The 15,838-nt window shown below is 60.0% G+C and carries 13 protein-coding genes; 7 read left to right on the forward strand and 6 right to left on the reverse strand.

What is annotated here, in order from left to right; translation table 11 throughout:
- Window positions 1–216: 216 nt before the first annotated feature.
- Genes BFQ00_RS17825 through BFQ00_RS17835 form a run of 3 tightly spaced genes read right to left on the reverse strand, consistent with a single transcriptional unit; the run spans window position 217 to window position 1,920 of the window.
- On the reverse strand, window positions 217–633 hold the full coding sequence (locus BFQ00_RS17825) for a DUF3010 family protein (protein ID WP_065934262.1): 417 nt from the start codon (window positions 631–633) through the stop codon (window positions 217–219).
- A 47-nt stretch (window positions 634–680) separates the two neighbouring features.
- On the reverse strand, window positions 681–1,469 hold the full coding sequence (locus BFQ00_RS17830) for a hypothetical protein (RefSeq protein WP_065934263.1): 789 nt from the start codon (window positions 1,467–1,469) through the stop codon (window positions 681–683).
- A 49-nt stretch (window positions 1,470–1,518) separates the two neighbouring features.
- A complete protein-coding gene (locus tag BFQ00_RS17835; protein WP_065885435.1) occupies window positions 1,519–1,920 on the reverse strand; it encodes a lysozyme inhibitor LprI family protein in 402 nt (133 codons plus the stop codon).
- A 221-nt stretch (window positions 1,921–2,141) separates the two neighbouring features.
- Between BFQ00_RS17835 and BFQ00_RS17840 the strand changes: the two genes are divergently transcribed.
- The 6 genes from BFQ00_RS17840 to BFQ00_RS17865 all read left to right on the forward strand — a co-directional run bounded on the left by BFQ00_RS17840 (window position 2,142) and on the right by BFQ00_RS17865 (window position 9,880).
- Window positions 2,142–3,119: a dipeptidase gene (locus tag BFQ00_RS17840; RefSeq protein ID WP_065934264.1), complete on the forward strand. Its 978-nt coding sequence runs from the start codon at window positions 2,142–2,144 to the stop codon at window positions 3,117–3,119.
- Window positions 3,120–3,171: 52 nt separating this feature from the next.
- Entirely contained in the window at window positions 3,172–3,702 is a 531-nt protein-coding gene (locus tag BFQ00_RS17845) for a DUF5943 domain-containing protein (protein ID WP_008033249.1), read from the forward strand.
- Between the two features lie 15 nt (window positions 3,703–3,717).
- On the forward strand, window positions 3,718–5,778 hold the full coding sequence (gene dgcA / locus BFQ00_RS17850) for a dimethylglycine demethylation protein DgcA (protein WP_065934265.1): 2,061 nt from the start codon (window positions 3,718–3,720) through the stop codon (window positions 5,776–5,778).
- A 157-nt stretch (window positions 5,779–5,935) separates the two neighbouring features.
- Window positions 5,936–7,879 carry a dimethylglycine demethylation protein DgcB gene (gene dgcB, locus BFQ00_RS17855; protein WP_065934266.1) on the forward strand — a complete coding sequence of 648 codons (1,944 nt, stop codon included), beginning with the start codon at window positions 5,936–5,938 and terminating at the stop codon, window positions 7,877–7,879.
- On the forward strand, window positions 7,879–9,099 hold the full coding sequence (locus BFQ00_RS17860; RefSeq protein ID WP_065934267.1) for an electron transfer flavoprotein subunit alpha: 1,221 nt from the start codon (window positions 7,879–7,881) through the stop codon (window positions 9,097–9,099). The genes dgcB and BFQ00_RS17860 overlap by 1 nt, the downstream gene beginning before the upstream one ends.
- A 10-nt stretch (window positions 9,100–9,109) precedes the next feature.
- A complete protein-coding gene (locus BFQ00_RS17865; protein WP_065934332.1) occupies window positions 9,110–9,880 on the forward strand; it encodes an electron transfer flavoprotein subunit beta in 771 nt (256 codons plus the stop codon).
- 839 nt (window positions 9,881–10,719) lie between these two features.
- Here the strand turns inward: BFQ00_RS17865 and gbcA are convergent.
- A complete protein-coding gene (gbcA, locus tag BFQ00_RS17870; protein WP_065885441.1) occupies window positions 10,720–12,015 on the reverse strand; it encodes a glycine-betaine demethylase subunit GbcA in 1,296 nt (431 codons plus the stop codon).
- A gap of 282 nt (window positions 12,016–12,297) precedes the next feature.
- Here gbcA and gbcB point away from each other — a divergent pair, with 282 nt between their 5' ends.
- Window positions 12,298–13,398, forward strand: coding sequence for a glycine-betaine demethylase subunit GbcB (gene gbcB / locus BFQ00_RS17875; RefSeq protein ID WP_065934268.1), 1,101 nt, complete (start codon window positions 12,298–12,300; stop codon window positions 13,396–13,398).
- Here gbcB and BFQ00_RS17880 read toward each other — a convergent pair whose 3' ends face one another.
- Window positions 13,399–14,214, reverse strand: a complete 816-nt coding sequence (locus BFQ00_RS17880) for a nitrilase-related carbon-nitrogen hydrolase (protein ID WP_065885443.1) — start codon at window positions 14,212–14,214, stop codon at window positions 13,399–13,401.
- 2 nt (window positions 14,215–14,216) lie between these two features.
- Window positions 14,217–15,653, reverse strand: coding sequence for a purine-cytosine permease family protein (locus BFQ00_RS17885; protein WP_065885444.1), 1,437 nt, complete (start codon window positions 15,651–15,653; stop codon window positions 14,217–14,219).
- Window positions 15,654–15,838 lie beyond the last annotated feature (185 nt).

The following is a 15,838-nucleotide window of genomic DNA, read 5'->3' on the forward strand; positions in this document are numbered from 1 at the left end:
ATTCAAGCCTGCGTTCGGCCAGCGTGGTTTAACGGGGCGCCTAGGATCAAAAGCAGATCAAGATCAAGAGCGGCTCGCTTCGCATCGTGGTTACAGTTGGGCGCTACAGAGTTGTGTGGATATCTATGCCCCGATAGCGGTGGGTCAGCAGCACATAAGTGACTGACACACCGCCATCGGGGGCAAGCCCCCTCCCACAGTAGATTTTGGTGTGGCTTATTTTTTCAGCAGGGCCGAACACGCCGCTTTGTAGGCCTCATGCTGATACTTGTTCAGCGTCGCGGGCAGGTCAAAGTTGTGCTTCTTGTTCTGCGCATTGATGGTTTGCGGTGACAAAAGCGTCACCTCCACCCCGTCCAGTAACTGAAACACTCCTTCAATCTTGAACGTCGTCGGGCCGCCGGCGAACTCACCTTTTTTGCTGCGCTTTTTGATCGCAATGCGGGTGATGGCGTTTGCCTGCACGAACGCCTTCACCTGCGCGGCGAAGGCTTTGACGTTGGCGGCCTCATCATCGTCTTCAAGGGCGATTTTCTTGGTGGCCAGGGCGACGTGGGTCAGCGCCTGGTTGTCCAGTGAAGCGAGGGCGATGATGGCTTCGCTGCCTTTGATTTCGATGCCGCAGATAGTCATATGAGTACTCAGGGATGTCAGGCGGAAAGTGACATTATGATGTTTATTTAATTCGCTGGCATGGGGTCGTCTGGAACCAGGCTGACGAGTTTGTACTGGCGACCGATTTTTATTTTTCCAGGTTCCGGCTCAAGCGTCAGGTCGTAGGTGATGTGCGTTACCAGTAGAAACTTCACGCCGCTTTTATCGTTCATAAAGCCTTTCGTACGACGAACCGTATCGGGGTTGTAATCGAGCTCCATTCCTTTCAGGTAGCGCGTTGTCAAGATATAAGATAGAGGCAGCGAATGATCCAGGAGCGTTAGCTTTTTATCATGAAGAGAAATAGTGGTCTCTGAGGGCACTGTCAATGCGTGACCTTCGCTGAGCGCGTCCTGCTGGAAAGTGCTGCAGTACTGTAATTCCAAGTTAGTGGCGTGTCGCGAACTGGCGCTGCCAACATACAGCAATGTTCGGTGGGCATGGGTATTGTCAAGTTGAAGTTGCAGCTGTTCAAAATCAAGCGCTTTGAAGCGACTGTATTGCGTATAGAAACGCTTGGCTTCAAGAAAAGCAACTCCCTCTTTTTCGGTGCCGTTTGGAAAAGTGAATTTTACAAGTATGGCAATATCTCCATACTTGGTTTCAAAATTCTTTCCGGCAAATTTATAAAGGTCCCATGCGACGTTTTGAGGGGCGGGAGATGTGATCGTTACTTTTTTCAACTTCTTGGTAAAACTTTTCAGTATTTTGTAGGTGATGATGTCTTCGTCCCACCACCTGTCGAGGTCGGAGGTTACTGCTTTATTTATTAGGAAGTCTATTTTTTCCAGCCATTCTGACGGCGTAAGTTTCATGCAAAGTCCATTAAAAAAATAGTCAGGTAGTAGCGTTGAAAAGGTGTGCTTATTCCTGCCCAATCGACTCCAAAAACTCCGACCGCTCGTCACTCATCCGCGCCAGGCAGTCGTTGTGCGCAATGGCATAGGCCTTGGTCCCGGTGACCGCCGGGAAAGTGTCCACCGCACAATCGGCGTCGCGCAGTTTTTCCCATTTTTGCTGGGCGTCCTTCAGACGGGCGGTAATGTCCGCCAGTTTGGTCTTGTCGCTGCCATAGGTCGAACCCATGCGTTCCAGCAGCCCCTGATAGTTGTCCTTGAGCAATTGTTCGGCGGTGGTTTTGTTGTAGGTGGCGCATTCCAGGGTTTGCTGGTCGTTTTCGATGCCGTCGCACGGCGTGCTATCGGTGTCTTCGGCCGCGTGGACGCCGGTTGCGATGAGTGCCAAAGCCAGGAAAATCGATTTCATTGCGCCGTCTCATATCAGGTGATGCGGGAATTCTGGCTCAAGCGTAAGACAAAGAACAGCCGCCAGTCAGACCTCTCTTAACAGCCTTTGTCGTGGATTGACGCTTTCGGCAATTCCCCTGTCGTTTTTGCACCCGGCTCTGTCGGCCCCTGGGCATATGCTGGCCCCAAAGCGCCGGCAGACGATTCGGCGCATGAATCGCCAAAATAAGGGGACGCCTGATGAGCCCAGCCGAGTTGCACGCCGACAGCATCGTTATCGACGGGCTGATTATTGCCAAGTGGAACCGCGACCTGTTCGAGGATATGCGCAAAGGTGGCCTTACCGCCGCCAACTGCACGGTGTCGGTGTGGGAAGGGTTCCAGGCCACCATCAACAATATCGTGGCCAGCCAGACCCTGATCCGCGAGAACAGCGACCTGGTGATCCCGGTGAAAACCACCGCGGACATCCGTAAGGCCAAGGAACACGGCAAGACCGGCATCATCTTCGGTTTCCAGAACGCCCATGCCTTCGAAGACCAGCTCGGCTATGTCGAGATCTTCAAGCAGCTCGGCGTTGGCGTGGTACAGATGTGCTACAACACCCAGAACCTGGTGGGCACCGGCTGCTACGAGCGTGATGGCGGCCTGTCGGGTTTCGGGCGTGAGATTGTCGGCGAGATGAACCGCGTGGGCATCATGTGCGACCTGTCCCACGTCGGTTCCAAGACCAGCGAAGAGGTCATCCTCGAATCGAAAAAGCCGGTGTGCTACTCCCATTGCCTGCCGTCCGGGCTTAAAGAGCACCCGCGCAACAAGTCCGATGAAGAACTCAAGTTCATCGCCGACCACGGCGGTTTTGTCGGCGTGACCATGTTCGCGCCGTTCCTGGCCAAGGGCATCGACTCGACCATCGACGACTACGCCGAAGCCATCGAATACACCATGAATATCGTTGGCGAAGACGCCATCGGTATCGGCACCGACTTCACCCAGGGCCATGGCCAGGATTTCTTTGAAATGCTGACCCATGACAAGGGCTATGCCCGTCGCCTGACCAGCTTCGGCAAGATCATCAACCCGCTGGGCATCCGCACCGTGGGCGAGTTCCCCAACCTGACCGAGACCCTGCTCAAGCGCGGCCACCCCGAGCGCGTGGTACGCAAGATCATGGGCGAGAACTGGGTCAACGTCTTGAAGGACGTCTGGGGCGAATAAGCCAGACACCTATCGGCAACACCACCACGAATTTTTCTGGAGTTAAGTTTCCATGGCCAAGATTGCCCCGCAATTGCCTATCGAAGTCGACAGCGAAACCGGTGTCTGGACCTCCGACGCCCTGCCCATGCTGTACGTGCCGCGCCATTTCTTCGTCAACAACCACATGGGTATCGAAGAAGTACTGGGCGCCGACGCCTACGCCGAAATCCTCTACAAGGCCGGCTACAAATCCGCCTGGCACTGGTGTGAAAAAGAAGCCGAATGCCACGGCCTGGAAGGCGTCGCGGTGTTCGAGCATTACATGAAGCGCCTGTCGCAACGCGGCTGGGGCCTGTTCAAGATCCAGGACATCGACCTGGATAAAGGCACCGCCAGCGTCAAGCTTGAGCACTCGGCGTTCGTCTACGTGTACGGCAAGGTCGGGCGCAAAGTGGACTACATGTTCACCGGCTGGTTTGCCGGCGCCATGGACCAGATCCTGCAAGCGCGCGGCAGCAAAATCCGCACTGTGGCCGAACAAGTCTACGGAGGCTCCGAAGAGGGCCACGATGATGGCCTGTTCACCGTAAAACCGTTGTAAGCCGAGGACCGTGCCATGGCTTTCGAAGCAATGTTTGCGCCGATCCAGATCGGCAAACTGACCATCCGCAACCGCGTGCTCAGTACCGCCCACGCCGAGGTGTATGCCACCGACGGCGGCATGACCACCGACCGCTATGTGAAGTATTACGAAGAGAAAGCCAAGGGCGGTATCGGCCTGGCGATCTGCGGCGGCTCGTCGGTGGTGGCCATCGACAGCCCCCAGGAATGGTGGAGTTCGGTGAACCTGTCCACCGACCGCATCATCCCGCACTTCCAGAACCTGGCCGACGCCATGCACAAGCATGGCGCCAAGATCATGATCCAGATTACCCACATGGGCCGTCGTTCGCGTTGGGACGGCTTCAACTGGCCGACCCTGATGTCGCCGTCCGGCGTACGTGAGCCGGTGCACCGCGCCACCTGCAAGACCATCGAGCCGGAAGAGATCTGGCGCGTGATCGGCAACTACGCCCAGGCTGCGCGTCGGGCCAAGGCCGGTGGCCTGGACGGGGTGGAGCTGTCCGCTGTGCACCAGCACATGATCGACCAGTTCTGGAGCCCGCGGGTCAACAAGCGCACCGACGAATGGGGCGGCAGCTTCGAGGGCCGCATGAAGTTCGGCCTGGAAGTGCTCAAGGCCGTACGTGCCGAAGTGGGTGACGACTTCTGTGTGGGCATACGCCTGTGCGGTGACGAGTTCCACCCGGACGGCTTGTCCCACGAAGACATGAAGCAGATCGCCAAGTATTACGACGACACCGGCATGCTCGACTTCATCGGCGTGGTGGGCTCGGGGTGCGATACGCACAACACCCTGGCCAACGTGATCCCGAACATGAGTTACCCGCCGGAGCCGTTCCTGCACCTGGCAGCCGGTATCAAGGAAGTGGTCAAGGTCCCGGTGCTGCACGCGCAGAACATCAAGGACCCGAACCAGGCCACGCGCATCCTCGAAGGCGGCTATGTCGACATGGTCGGCATGACCCGTGCGCACATCGCCGACCCGCACCTGATCGCCAAGATCAAGATGGGCCAGATCGACCAGATCAAACAGTGCGTCGGCGCCAACTATTGCATCGACCGCCAGTACCAGGGCCTGGACGTGCTGTGCATCCAGAACGCCGCGACCTCCCGTGAATACATGGGCGTGCCGCATATCATCGAGAAGTCCGCCGGGCCCAAGCGCAAGGTGGTCGTGGTGGGCGCAGGTCCTGCCGGTATGGAGGCTGCACGTGTCGCCGCCGAACGTGGCCACGACGTAACCCTGCTGGAGAAGAAAGAGTTTATCGGCGGGCAGATCACCACGGCATCGAAAGCGCCGCAGCGTGACCAGATTGCCGGTATCACGCGCTGGTATCAGTTGGAGCTGGCACGCTTGAAAGTCGACCTGCGCCTGGGTGTGGCGGCGGATGCCGACACCATCCTCGACCTGCGCCCGGACGTGGTGGTGCTGGCCGTCGGTGGGCATCCCTTCATCGAGCAGAACGAACACTGGGGCGCTGCCGAAGGGTTGGTGGTGAGCAGTTGGGACGTGCTCGACGGCAAAGTCGCACCCGGCAAGAACGTACTGGTGTACGACACCATCTGCGAATTCACCGGCATGTCGGTGGCGGATTTCCTTGCGGACAAAGGCTGCCAGGTCGAGATCGTCACCGACGATATCAAGCCGGGCGTGGCCATCGGCGGTACGTCGTTCCCGACTTACTACCGCAGCATGTACCCCAAGGAAGTGATCATGACCGGCGACATGATGCTGGAAAAGGTCTACCGCGAAGGCGACAAACTGGTGGCGGTGCTGGAGAACGAATACACCGGGGCCCAGGAGGAGCGGGTGGTGGACCAGGTGGTGATCGAAAACGGCGTGCGCCCGGACGAGGAAATTTACTACGCCCTCAAGCCAGGCTCGCGCAACAAGGGCCAGATGGACGTCGAAGCCCTGTTCGCGATCAAGCCGCAGCCGTGCCTGAGCGAGACGGGTGAAGGGTACTTGCTGTTCCGCATCGGTGACTGTGTGGCCCAGCGTAATACCCACGCTGCGATCTACGACGCCCTGCGCCTGTGCAAAGACTTTTGATGAGGTGAACGCGGTCAAATGTGGGAGGGGGCTTGCCCCCGATAGCGGTGGTTCAGCGACAGCTGTATCAACTGACACTCCGCCATCGGGGGCAAGCCCCCTCCCACATTCAAGGCCAGTTTCACAGTAGGCCTGTGTGGTCTTTGGGAGCTTCACCATGTTGAACACCTTGCTGCCTATTCTCCTGTTTGCCGCCCTGGGCCTCGCGGTCCTCGGTGCCTTGCGCCGGGCAAACATGTGGCGCCGTGGCCGCGCCTCCAAGGTCGACCTGCTTGGCGGCCTCTTGGCGATGCCCAAGCGCTACATGGTCGACCTGCACCACGTGGTCGCCCGCGACAAATACATCGCCAATACCCACGTCGCTACGGCGCTGGGTTTTGTGCTGTCGGCGTTGCTGGCGATCCTGGTGCATGGGTTCGGCCTGCAAAACCGTATCCTCGGTTACGCCTTGCTGCTGGCCTCGACCTTGATGTTTGTCGGCGCCATCTTCATGTACCTGCGCCGCCGCAATCCGCCTGCCCGCCTGTCCAAAGGCCCGTGGATGCGCCTGCCGAAAAGCCTGATGGCATTTTCGGTGAGTTTCTTCCTGGTGACCCTGCCGGTGGCCGGCATTCTGCCCGCCGACTTCGGTGGCTGGCTGCTCGCTGCGCTGCTCGGCGTGGGCGTGCTGTGGGGCGTGTCCGAAATGTTCTTCGGCATGACCTGGGGCGGCCCGATGAAACATGCTTTCGCCGGCGCCCTGCACCTGGCCTGGCACCGCCGCGCCGAACGCTTTGGTGGCGGCCGTTCCACCGGTTTGAAACCGCTGGATCTGAGCGACAAGACCGCGCCACTGGGTGTGGAAAAACCCAGGGATTTTACCTGGAACCAATTGCTCGGCTTCGACGCCTGTGTGCAGTGCGGCAAGTGCGAAGCGGCGTGCCCGGCGTTCGCGGCCGGGCAGCCGTTGAATCCGAAAAAACTCATCCAGGACATGGTGGTCGGCCTGGCCGGTGGCACCGATGCCAAGTTCGCCGGCAGCCCGTACCCGGGCAAACCGATTGGTGAACACGCCGGCAACCCGCACCAGCCGATCGTCAACGGCCTGGTGGACGCCGAGACCCTGTGGTCGTGCACCACCTGCCGCGCCTGTGTGGAAGAGTGCCCGATGATGATCGAACACGTCGACGCCATCGTCGACATGCGTCGCCACCTCACCCTGGAAAAGGGCGCCACGCCGAACAAGGGCGCCGAAGTCCTGGAAAACCTGATCGCCACCGACAACCCCGGCGGCTTCGCCCCGGGCGGTCGCCTGAACTGGGCGGCGGACCTGAACCTGCCGCTGCTCAGCGACAAGAGCAGCTGCGACGTGCTGTTCTGGGTCGGTGACGGTGCCTTCGACATGCGTAACCAGCGCACCCTGCGCGCGTTCGTCAAGGTGCTCAAGGCGGCCGGTGTGGACTTCGCGGTACTCGGTCTTGAAGAGCGCGACAGCGGCGACGTGGCGCGGCGCCTGGGCGATGAAGCGACGTTCCAACTGCTCGCCTCGCGCAATATCCAGACCCTGGCCAGGTACAGTTTCAAACGCATCGTCACCTGCGACCCGCACAGTTTCCACGTGCTGAAAAACGAGTACGGCGCCTTCAACGGCAACTACCTCGTGCAGCACCACAGCACCTTCATGGCCGAGTTGATCGGCGACGGCGCGCTGAACCTGGGCCAGCACAAAGGCACCAGCGTGACCTACCACGACCCGTGCTACCTGGGTCGCTATAACGGCGAATACGAGGCGCCGCGCCAAGTGCTGCGCGCGCTGGGTATCGAGGTCAAGGAGATGCAACGTTCGGGCTTCCGTTCGCGCTGCTGCGGCGGCGGCGGCGGAGCACCGATCACGGACATTCCCGGCAAGCAGCGTATCCCGGATATGCGCATGGACGACATCCGCGAAACCGGCGCCGAGCTGGTGGCCGTGGGTTGCCCGCAGTGCACCGCAATGCTCGAAGGCGTGGTCGAACCGCGCCCGCTGATCAAGGACATCGCCGAACTGGTGGCCGACGCGCTGCTTGAAGACGCCGTGCCTGCCAAGGCGCCCCCCAAACGTGAACCTGCGGAGGTGCACTGATGAGCGACATTATCCGCCGCGACCCACGGGCCGAATGGATCGCCCGCAATCGCCTGCACCCGCTGCATGCGGCGATGCAGCCGGTGCAACAGAGCTGGATGGGGCCTAACGGCGTCATTCGCAAGAATGTGCACGGTGTGGGGTTTATCGGCCCCAACGGCATCAAGCGCATCGACCGCAGCGGCGCGCAACAGGGCGGTGCGGCCAAGCGTACGGCGGCGGTGCAAGTGCAACTGCCGCTGCATCAGGTTGCGGCGCCGGCGTTCTACATCAACGTGGTGCCCGATATGGTCGGCGGCCGATTGAGCAGCCACGACCGCGATGTGCTCGGCCTGGCCCGACAACTGGCCGGCAGTGACGGCGCGGTACTGGCGGTGGTGTTTGGTGAACACAAGGAAAATGCATTTGCCACCGCCGGCGTAGACCGCCTGCTGGTACTGGATGGTCATGAATTCGACGGTTATTCACCGGAGCAACGCGTCCAGGGCCTGCGGGCTGTGGATAACCAGTTCAACCCGCGTCACTGGTTGCTGCCCGACAGCCGCAGCGGTGGCGGTGAACTGGGCCGCCGTTTCGCCGCCAGCCTCAAGGAACGCCCGGCTACGCGGGTGTGGCAGATCAAAGGCGAGTCGTGTATCGGTCGCGCCGGCGCGGGCCAGGAAGATTTGGCGCGGCCGCTGCCGCGCCTGATTCTCGCCGCCGTCGAATGCGCCGATCCGGTCAGCGAGACGCGCCATGAAGTGTTGCCCGTGGAGTTATCCACAACCCTGGCACGCAGCCTGCCGCGTATCGAAGACCTTGGCGCGGTGGCAGTGGACCCGGCGGCGATTCCGATGGCCGAAGCCGAATTCATTTTCTCCGGCGGTAACGGCGTGAAGGATTGGGCGCTGTTCCATCAGACCGCCGCCGCCCTGGGCGCCACCGAAGGCGCTTCACGGGTTGCGGTGGACGATGGCTTCATGGCGCGCGATCGCCAGGTCGGCGCCAGCGGCACCTGGGTCACGGCGCGGGTTTACGTGGCCGTGGGTATTTCCGGGGCGATCCAGCACCTGCAAGGCATCGGTGCCTGCGACAAGGTGGTGGCGATCAACCTCGACCCCGGCTGCGACATGATCAAGCGTGCCGACCTGTCGGTGATCGGCGAAAGCGCCGCGATTCTGCACGCCTTGATCGCTGCGGTCGAGGCCTACCGCAACGGCGCCAAGCGCAATGCAGCCTAGGGACATGACCATGACAACCAATGTAATCAGCCTGGTATCCATCGGCGCCCATCCCACTTCCGGGCGCCCGCGCCGTGCCGAACAGGATGCGCGTGCCGTCGAGCTTGGCCTGCAAATGGCTGGGGATAAGTTGCAGGTGCTGCACGCCGGCGACATCAGCGAGCCGACCTTGCGCAGCTACCTGGGCATGGGGTTGGCCCAGATGCATGTGCTGGAACAGCCGGCCGGTGCCGATGCGTTGCCGGTGTTGAGCGACTATCTGCGCGACGCCGGCGCCCAGGTGGTGCTCACCGGCAGCCAGGCGGAAACCGGTGAGGGCTCGGGCATGCTGCCGTTCCTGTTGGCCGAGCAACTGGGTTGGCCGCTGATTGTGGGGCTGGCTCAAGTCGAGTCCATCGACGCCGGCGTGGCCCATGTGCTGCAGGCGTTGCCACGCGGCCAGCGACGGCGCCTGAAGGTGCGCCTGCCGTTTCTGGCGACGGTGGATAACGCCGCCCCCAAGCCGCGCCAGAGTGCCTACGGCCCCGCGCAGCGTGGCGAGCTTGCCGCCCACGACGTCGAGATTGAACAGGATGAGTTATTCACAGACGCGCTGCTGCAACCGGCCAAGCCCCGGCCCAAGCGCCTGAAGGTGATCAAGGCCAAGAGCGGCGCTGATCGCATGAAGGCCGCGACGGCCAAGGCCAGCGGAGGCGGTGGGCAAGTGCTCAAGGGCGTGAGTGCTGAAGAGGGCGCGCAGGCCATACTCAAATTGCTCATAGAAGAAGGCGTCGTACGCTGATCCGCTGTAGGAGCGAGCTTGCTCGCGAAAAACGTTAACGATAACGCAGCGTGTCCGGTTTTAACGCGGCGCTCTCTGGTTCTTCGCGAGCAAGCTCGCTCTACAAATGTTTACTCACAATCGCTGTTGATGCGCCTGTGGATAACCTGTTCGCGGTTGTCTACACCCCCAGTGCATCATGCCCTGCAGCCCTCTGTATGAAAAATAACCAGCCTAACTGGCGGTTTTTCCTGAGGTTTTTCCCGTATCGACGCACAGACTTGCCCCCAAAGTCTGTTGGCGCTTCTGTGGATAAGATGTTCGCTGTCGGCTGGGGGCCTTATAGATAAAGGCTTTGCTCGATGCGATCAAAATATGATCAATTGTCGTGTTTACCCTGCTAAACACCCCTGAATCCCCCGAGATATGCAGCTTTGGGGTGGTTTTCCACAGTGTGGGCAAAGTTGCCCCCAAAGTCTGTTGGTGCTTCTGTGGATAAGGTGTTCGCGTACCGCTGCAGGGCACGTAGCCCGTGGCTTTCAATGGATTGATCAAAAAACGATCAGGCGTGTGTTAAATCCATGAATATGAATAAGTCACGGATTTTCCTGGTTTAATTTTGAAGGCAGCCGGCAGTTGCCCACAATTGCTGTGGGTGGCTTTGTGGATAAGTTGTTGGGTAACCGCTGAAGCGCCCAGCCGCAGCGGGCTAGACTATTGTTGCTCAAATTTTGAACAGCTCAGACTCTTAATGTGGGAGGGGCTTGTCCCCGATAGCGGTGCATCAGCCCATGAAGTTGCCGGCTGAACCACTGCAATCGGGGGCAAGCCCCTCCCACATTTGATCCACGGTGTGTCAGTTACTCGTGCGCGGCCACGCCCTTGAGGTAAGGCGCAGGCGCTGCCCCCAGGTTGTTGAGCATGCGCTCGCTGTACCAATCCACAAAATTCACCACACCGAATTCATAGGTCTTGGAGTACGGCCCCGGCTGGTAAGCGGTGGAGTTGATGCCGCGCTGGTTCTCTTCGGCCAAGCGCCGATCCTGGTCGTTGGTGGCGTCCCACACCTGGCGCATGCGCTCCACGTCATAGTCCACGCCTTCCACGGCGTCCTTGTGCACGATCCACTTGGTGGTGACCATGGTTTCCTGGGCGCTGATCGGCCACACGGTGAACACGATGATGTGGTCGCCCATGCAGTGGTTCCACGAGTGGGGCAGGTGCAGGATTCGCATCGAGCCCAGATCGGGGTTCTTGATCCGGCCCATCAACTTGGCGCAGCCCTGCTTGCCGTCCAGGGTCATCGACACGGTGCCCTTGAGCAGCGGCATGCGCACGATGCGGTTACGCAGGCCGAAGCTGGCGTGGGCGTAAGGAATCTTCTCGGCATCCCAGGCGGCGGCGGAAGCGGCGACGTGGTCCTTGAACGCCTGGTCGGCGCGCGGGTCGGTGACGTCGTCCCATTCCAGCAGGGTTTTCAGCAGTTCCGGGTGCGACGCGTTGCAGTGGTAGCACTCGCGGTTGTTTTCCAGCACCAGCTTCCAGTTGGCTTTCTCGAACAAGGTGGTCTGGATCGCCACCTTGGTGTTCTCCATGTCGTAGGGTTCCATGTAGTGGTTCAGGGTCGACAGGAAGTCATCGATGGCCGGCGGGTTCTCGGCCATGCTGATGAAGATGTAGCCGCCGGCGGTCTTCACGTTCACCGGTTTGAGGCCGTACTGCTTCATGTCGAAGTCGGCGCCCATCTCGGTGCCGGCAAACAACAGGCGACCGTCCAGCTCGTAGGTCCACTGGTGGTAGTGGCACACGAGCTTGGCAACCTTGCCCTTGTCGCTGGTGCACAAGCGCGAACCACGGTGACGGCACACGTTGTGAAACGCATGCACCACGCCTTCGGCGCCACGGATCACGATGATCGGGTTCTTGCCCACTTGCAGGGTCAGGTAGTTGCCCTTGGTGGGGATTTCGCAGGTCATGCCGGCGATCAACCACTCTTTCTGGAAGATTTCCTGCATGTCGATATCGAACAGCCGCTCATCAGAGTAAAACGGCTGCGGCAGCGAATAGGTGCGTTCGCGCTCTTGCAGCATGTGCGCGGTGGCCTTGCGTGCGGGTTCCAGCGGATCGCCCAAGCTTAAGGTTGCGGTGACGTCCATCGTGTATGTCCTCATGGCCATTCTGTGTGGCCGGCGAATAGTGGCTGATCAGGTTTGCAGCAAGGCGTAAAGAACGCATCTTTGTTGGGAGCGAGTGTGGGCCCGGCGTGGGGTCGAACCTTATCCATGGGCGACATGGCCCAATCTGATCCCGACGCGCAAGCCCCTGTCGTTGGGGGCTGGTCGCGGTAAGTATGTGAACGTCGCAGATAGGTAAATGGGCGATTCGCGCGTTACGCAGAATCGCCACCATAAGGCCGAGCCTCGGCGGTGGAGAACAACATGTCCAATAATTTCCTGAACCCGGTAACCACCCAGACCTGGGCCAATGGTCGGCACATTGTCCGTTGCGTCAAAGTCATCCAGGAAACCTGGGACGTGCGCACCTTCTGTTTCATGGCCGACCAGCCGATCCTGTTCTTTTTCAAGCCGGGGCAATTCGTCACCCTGGAGCTGGAGATCGAAGGCCAGCCGATCATGCGCTCGTACACCATTTCCAGTTCGCCGTCGGTGCCCTACAGCTTCTCGGTGACCATCAAGCGCGTGCCGGGCGGCCGCGTTTCCAACTGGTTGCACGATACGCTGCATGAAGGCCAGGAGCTGGCGGTGCACGGGCCGGTCGGGCTGTTCAATGCGATCGACTTCCCGAGCCCCAAAGTGCTGTACCTGAGCGGCGGCGTCGGCATCACGCCGGTGATGTCCATGGCACGCTGGTTCTACGACACCAACGCCAATGTCGACATGACGTTCGTGCACAGCGCCCGTTCACCCAAGGACATCATCTACCACCGCGAGCTGGAACACATGGCGTCGCGGATCGACAACTTCAGCCTGCACCTGATCTGCGAAAAGCATGGTCTTGGAGAGCCCTGGGCCGGCTACCGTGGCTACTTGAACCCCAAGATGCTGGAACTGATGGTGCCGGACTTCCTGGAGCGCGAAGTGTTCTGCTGCGGCCCCACGCCGTACATGAGCGCGGTGAAGCGCCTGCTGGAAGCCGCCGGTTTCGACATGACGCGCTATCACGAAGAGTCCTTTGGCGCGACGCCAGCGGAAGCGCGGGCCGACGCGGTGGAGCAGGCCGAACAAGCGGCGGATGCGCCGGAAGTCGACCTGGCGGACCTGCACCAGGTGGAATTCATCGCATCCGGCAAAAGCATTCGCGTGGCGCCGGGCGAAACGGTGCATGCGGCGGCGGCCAAGCTTGGGCTGTTGATCCCGAAAGCGTGCGGCATGGGCATCTGCGGCACGTGCAAGGTGATGAAGCTGGGCGGGGAGGTGGAGATGGAGCACAACGGCGGGATTACTGAAGAGGATGAAGCCGAGGGTTATATCCTGTCGTGCTGCAGTGTGCCGAAGGGCGATGTGCGTATCGAGTTCTAGTCAGTACAGAACGGGCCTTCGATCATGGTGAACATGGTTATGCTCGCTGATGAACTTGTCTCTGGCCTCGGCCAGAGGCAGTTGAGCGACGAGCCGCTGTTCCTGCTGATGGGAGACTGCCCCGGCCAACGGGTAACCGTCGGCATCGACAATGGTCGAGCCGCCTACCCAATTGATGCCTCGCTCCGCGCCGTAGCGGTCGCAGGCGGCAATGAACATGCGATTGACTGCCGCGCTGGCTTGGACTCGGACAATTTCCCCCGGCCGCTCGCCGGCCGGGCGTGGACCCTCCGGCCAGTTCACTGGAGCGCATAGCAGGTCGGCACCAGCCAAGGCTGCAAGGCGGACCCACTCAGGCAACTCCAGGTCGTAGCAAATCATCGTTGCGATCCGTCCGACCCGGGTTTCAACGACGGGAGGAGGTTCGGTGCCCGGCGTGAAGATCAGCTTTTCCCGGTTCCATAAGTGGGCTTTTCGATACACCGTCAGCCGGCCCTCGGGTTGGATCAGCGCAACGCTATTGGCTACTCGTCCAGCACTCAGGCGTTCACAGAAGCCGGCGACGATAATGATATCCAGTTCATTGGCCAGGGCACACCATAGGCTCAGCGTCGGACCGTCATCTGCTTCGGAGGCCGCATACGCCTCCTCGCGGGTCATGAAGGCGTAGCCACTTTGCATCAGTTCCGGCAGAACGATGACTTGCGCTGCGAGGCCGCTTGCGCCACGGATCGCCCCCTCGCTGAGCGTCCGGTTGTAAGCAAGATCGCCAATACGGGGTGCCAGTTGATGGCACGCGACCGTTATCAATGTCATGACTACTCTCCCTCTAACAGGCGTTCACTGGCCTTGATGGCACGGACCTCGCGGGTGTGATCGATGCTGCGGGCCATGATGCAATAGGTGGTAGCCGAGACGGTCAGGCCCACTACGAATGCAATGTCGGCTCCGCCCAGCCACACGGCTGCCGGCCCTTGGTAAAAGCCCAGGGACATGAACGGGATCATCGCCGCGATGCCTACGAAATACGCAGTGAGCCCTGCACTTGACCAGCGGCCGTAGATGCCGGCCGGGTTGAACAGTTCGCTGATTGCGTAGCGCCCTTTTCGCACAGCATAGAAGTCTGCGAGGTTGACCGCCGTCCAAGGCACCAGGAAATACAGCATCAAGAGTACGAAGTTATTGAAGCTGTGCAGGTAACTCTCCGGGATGCTCAGGGCGATCACAAAAATCACTGCGGCCACCAGGCTGATACCGATGATTCGACTCTTGAGGCGTGGCTTGATTGATCTGAAGCCATCGATGGCACTGATTCCGGTGAGCATGGCGCCATAGCAGTTGACCGCCATGATGCCCACCAGTGCTGGTACCGCGATCAATACGGTAAAGGTACCAAAGCCGGGTATGACTTGGTTGCCCACGGCCTGAACGCTGGCGATAGCATCAGGGGAGGGCAGGGCCGATGCAAGGAAAGCCCCCAGTGACATCAGCCATAGCGCCGAGCCGGCGGCTCCCAGATAGGTCCAGGTAACGACGCTGCGCGCGGGTGTGGTATGCGGCAGGTAGCGCGAGTAATCCGAAACGTACACGGAGTAGCTGATCTGGTACCCCGCAGCGGCTGACAGTTGAATCAAGAAGGCCGACCAGGAAAAGTGTGCGTCGACCACTGCCGAGTCGGCTTGCAGGCTCATTAATGCAGCCACCGTCAACACGGCAAAAACACTGATCATCACGTACGTCAGCCAGCGTTGTATGGTGTGCAGGAGGTCGTGGCCGACCACGGCAATGATCACCGCCAGAATGATCATCAAGGCGTACCACGGCGCGCGGTCGCCAGGCAGCACCGTGTTGATGGCATCTGTTGCGAGAATCACGTTGAAGACGTTGAAACCGATGTACACGAAGACGACCGCGATGAACGGTACTATCGCCCCCCGCAGGCCGAACTGCGCCCGCGATTGGACCATCTGCGGCAAGCCCATGCGAGGGCCTTGATTGGCGTGGAAGGCCATGGCAAAGGTGCCCAGGCCTACACCGATGACAATCGCTAGAAGCGCATACACCAGGCTCAGGCCCAAGGCTGCACCGGTAAACCCGGTAACCATGGTCGTCAGTACGAAGTTGCCGGTGAACCAGAAAGGTGCCTGGTGCCAGACTTTGCCGTGGCGTTCATGACGCGGTATGTAGTCAATGGAGCGGGTTTCAATCTTCAGTGCGGGGCTGGAGGCTGCCGTTCGGTCGCAGGATGTGCTCATAGGTTTCGCGGTCTGTTTTTATTGAGTGATCGGCGAAGAGTCTGTCAACCAAAAGTACAATTGAATCGGTATTTGTAAATAATCACTTCAGGAATTTCTGAACTGATTGCGCAAAAGCTTGCACTGGTGAGGTTTGTTTTATGGGGTGCCTTTTTATTTCGAAGTGATATAGAGACAATTCCTAC

Origin of the sequence: Pseudomonas sp. 28 E 9 (genome assembly GCF_900004785.1) — a bacterium.
Lineage (GTDB): Bacteria > Pseudomonadota > Gammaproteobacteria > Pseudomonadales > Pseudomonadaceae > Aquipseudomonas > Aquipseudomonas orientalis_A.

Excerpts from the sequence above, each read along its gene's own strand:
- BFQ00_RS17825 (WP_065934262.1), bottom strand. The coding sequence starts at position 633 with ATGACTATCTGCGGCATCGAAATCAAAGGCAGCGAAGCCATCATCGCC.
- BFQ00_RS17830 (WP_065934263.1), bottom strand. The coding sequence starts at position 1,469 with ATGAAACTTACGCCGTCAGAATGGCTGGAAAAAATAGACTTCCTAATA.
- BFQ00_RS17835 (WP_065885435.1), bottom strand. The coding sequence starts at position 1,920 with ATGAAATCGATTTTCCTGGCTTTGGCACTCATCGCAACCGGCGTCCAC.
- BFQ00_RS17840 (WP_065934264.1), top strand. The coding sequence starts at position 2,142 with ATGAGCCCAGCCGAGTTGCACGCCGACAGCATCGTTATCGACGGGCTG.
- BFQ00_RS17845 (WP_008033249.1), top strand. The coding sequence starts at position 3,172 with ATGGCCAAGATTGCCCCGCAATTGCCTATCGAAGTCGACAGCGAAACC.
- dgcA (WP_065934265.1), top strand. The coding sequence starts at position 3,718 with ATGGCTTTCGAAGCAATGTTTGCGCCGATCCAGATCGGCAAACTGACC.
- dgcB (WP_065934266.1), top strand. The coding sequence starts at position 5,936 with ATGTTGAACACCTTGCTGCCTATTCTCCTGTTTGCCGCCCTGGGCCTC.
- BFQ00_RS17860 (WP_065934267.1), top strand. The coding sequence starts at position 7,879 with ATGAGCGACATTATCCGCCGCGACCCACGGGCCGAATGGATCGCCCGC.
- BFQ00_RS17865 (WP_065934332.1), top strand. The coding sequence starts at position 9,110 with ATGACAACCAATGTAATCAGCCTGGTATCCATCGGCGCCCATCCCACT.
- gbcA (WP_065885441.1), bottom strand. The coding sequence starts at position 12,015 with ATGGACGTCACCGCAACCTTAAGCTTGGGCGATCCGCTGGAACCCGCA.
- gbcB (WP_065934268.1), top strand. The coding sequence starts at position 12,298 with ATGTCCAATAATTTCCTGAACCCGGTAACCACCCAGACCTGGGCCAAT.
- BFQ00_RS17880 (WP_065885443.1), bottom strand. The coding sequence starts at position 14,214 with ATGACATTGATAACGGTCGCGTGCCATCAACTGGCACCCCGTATTGGC.
- BFQ00_RS17885 (WP_065885444.1), bottom strand. The coding sequence starts at position 15,653 with ATGAGCACATCCTGCGACCGAACGGCAGCCTCCAGCCCCGCACTGAAG.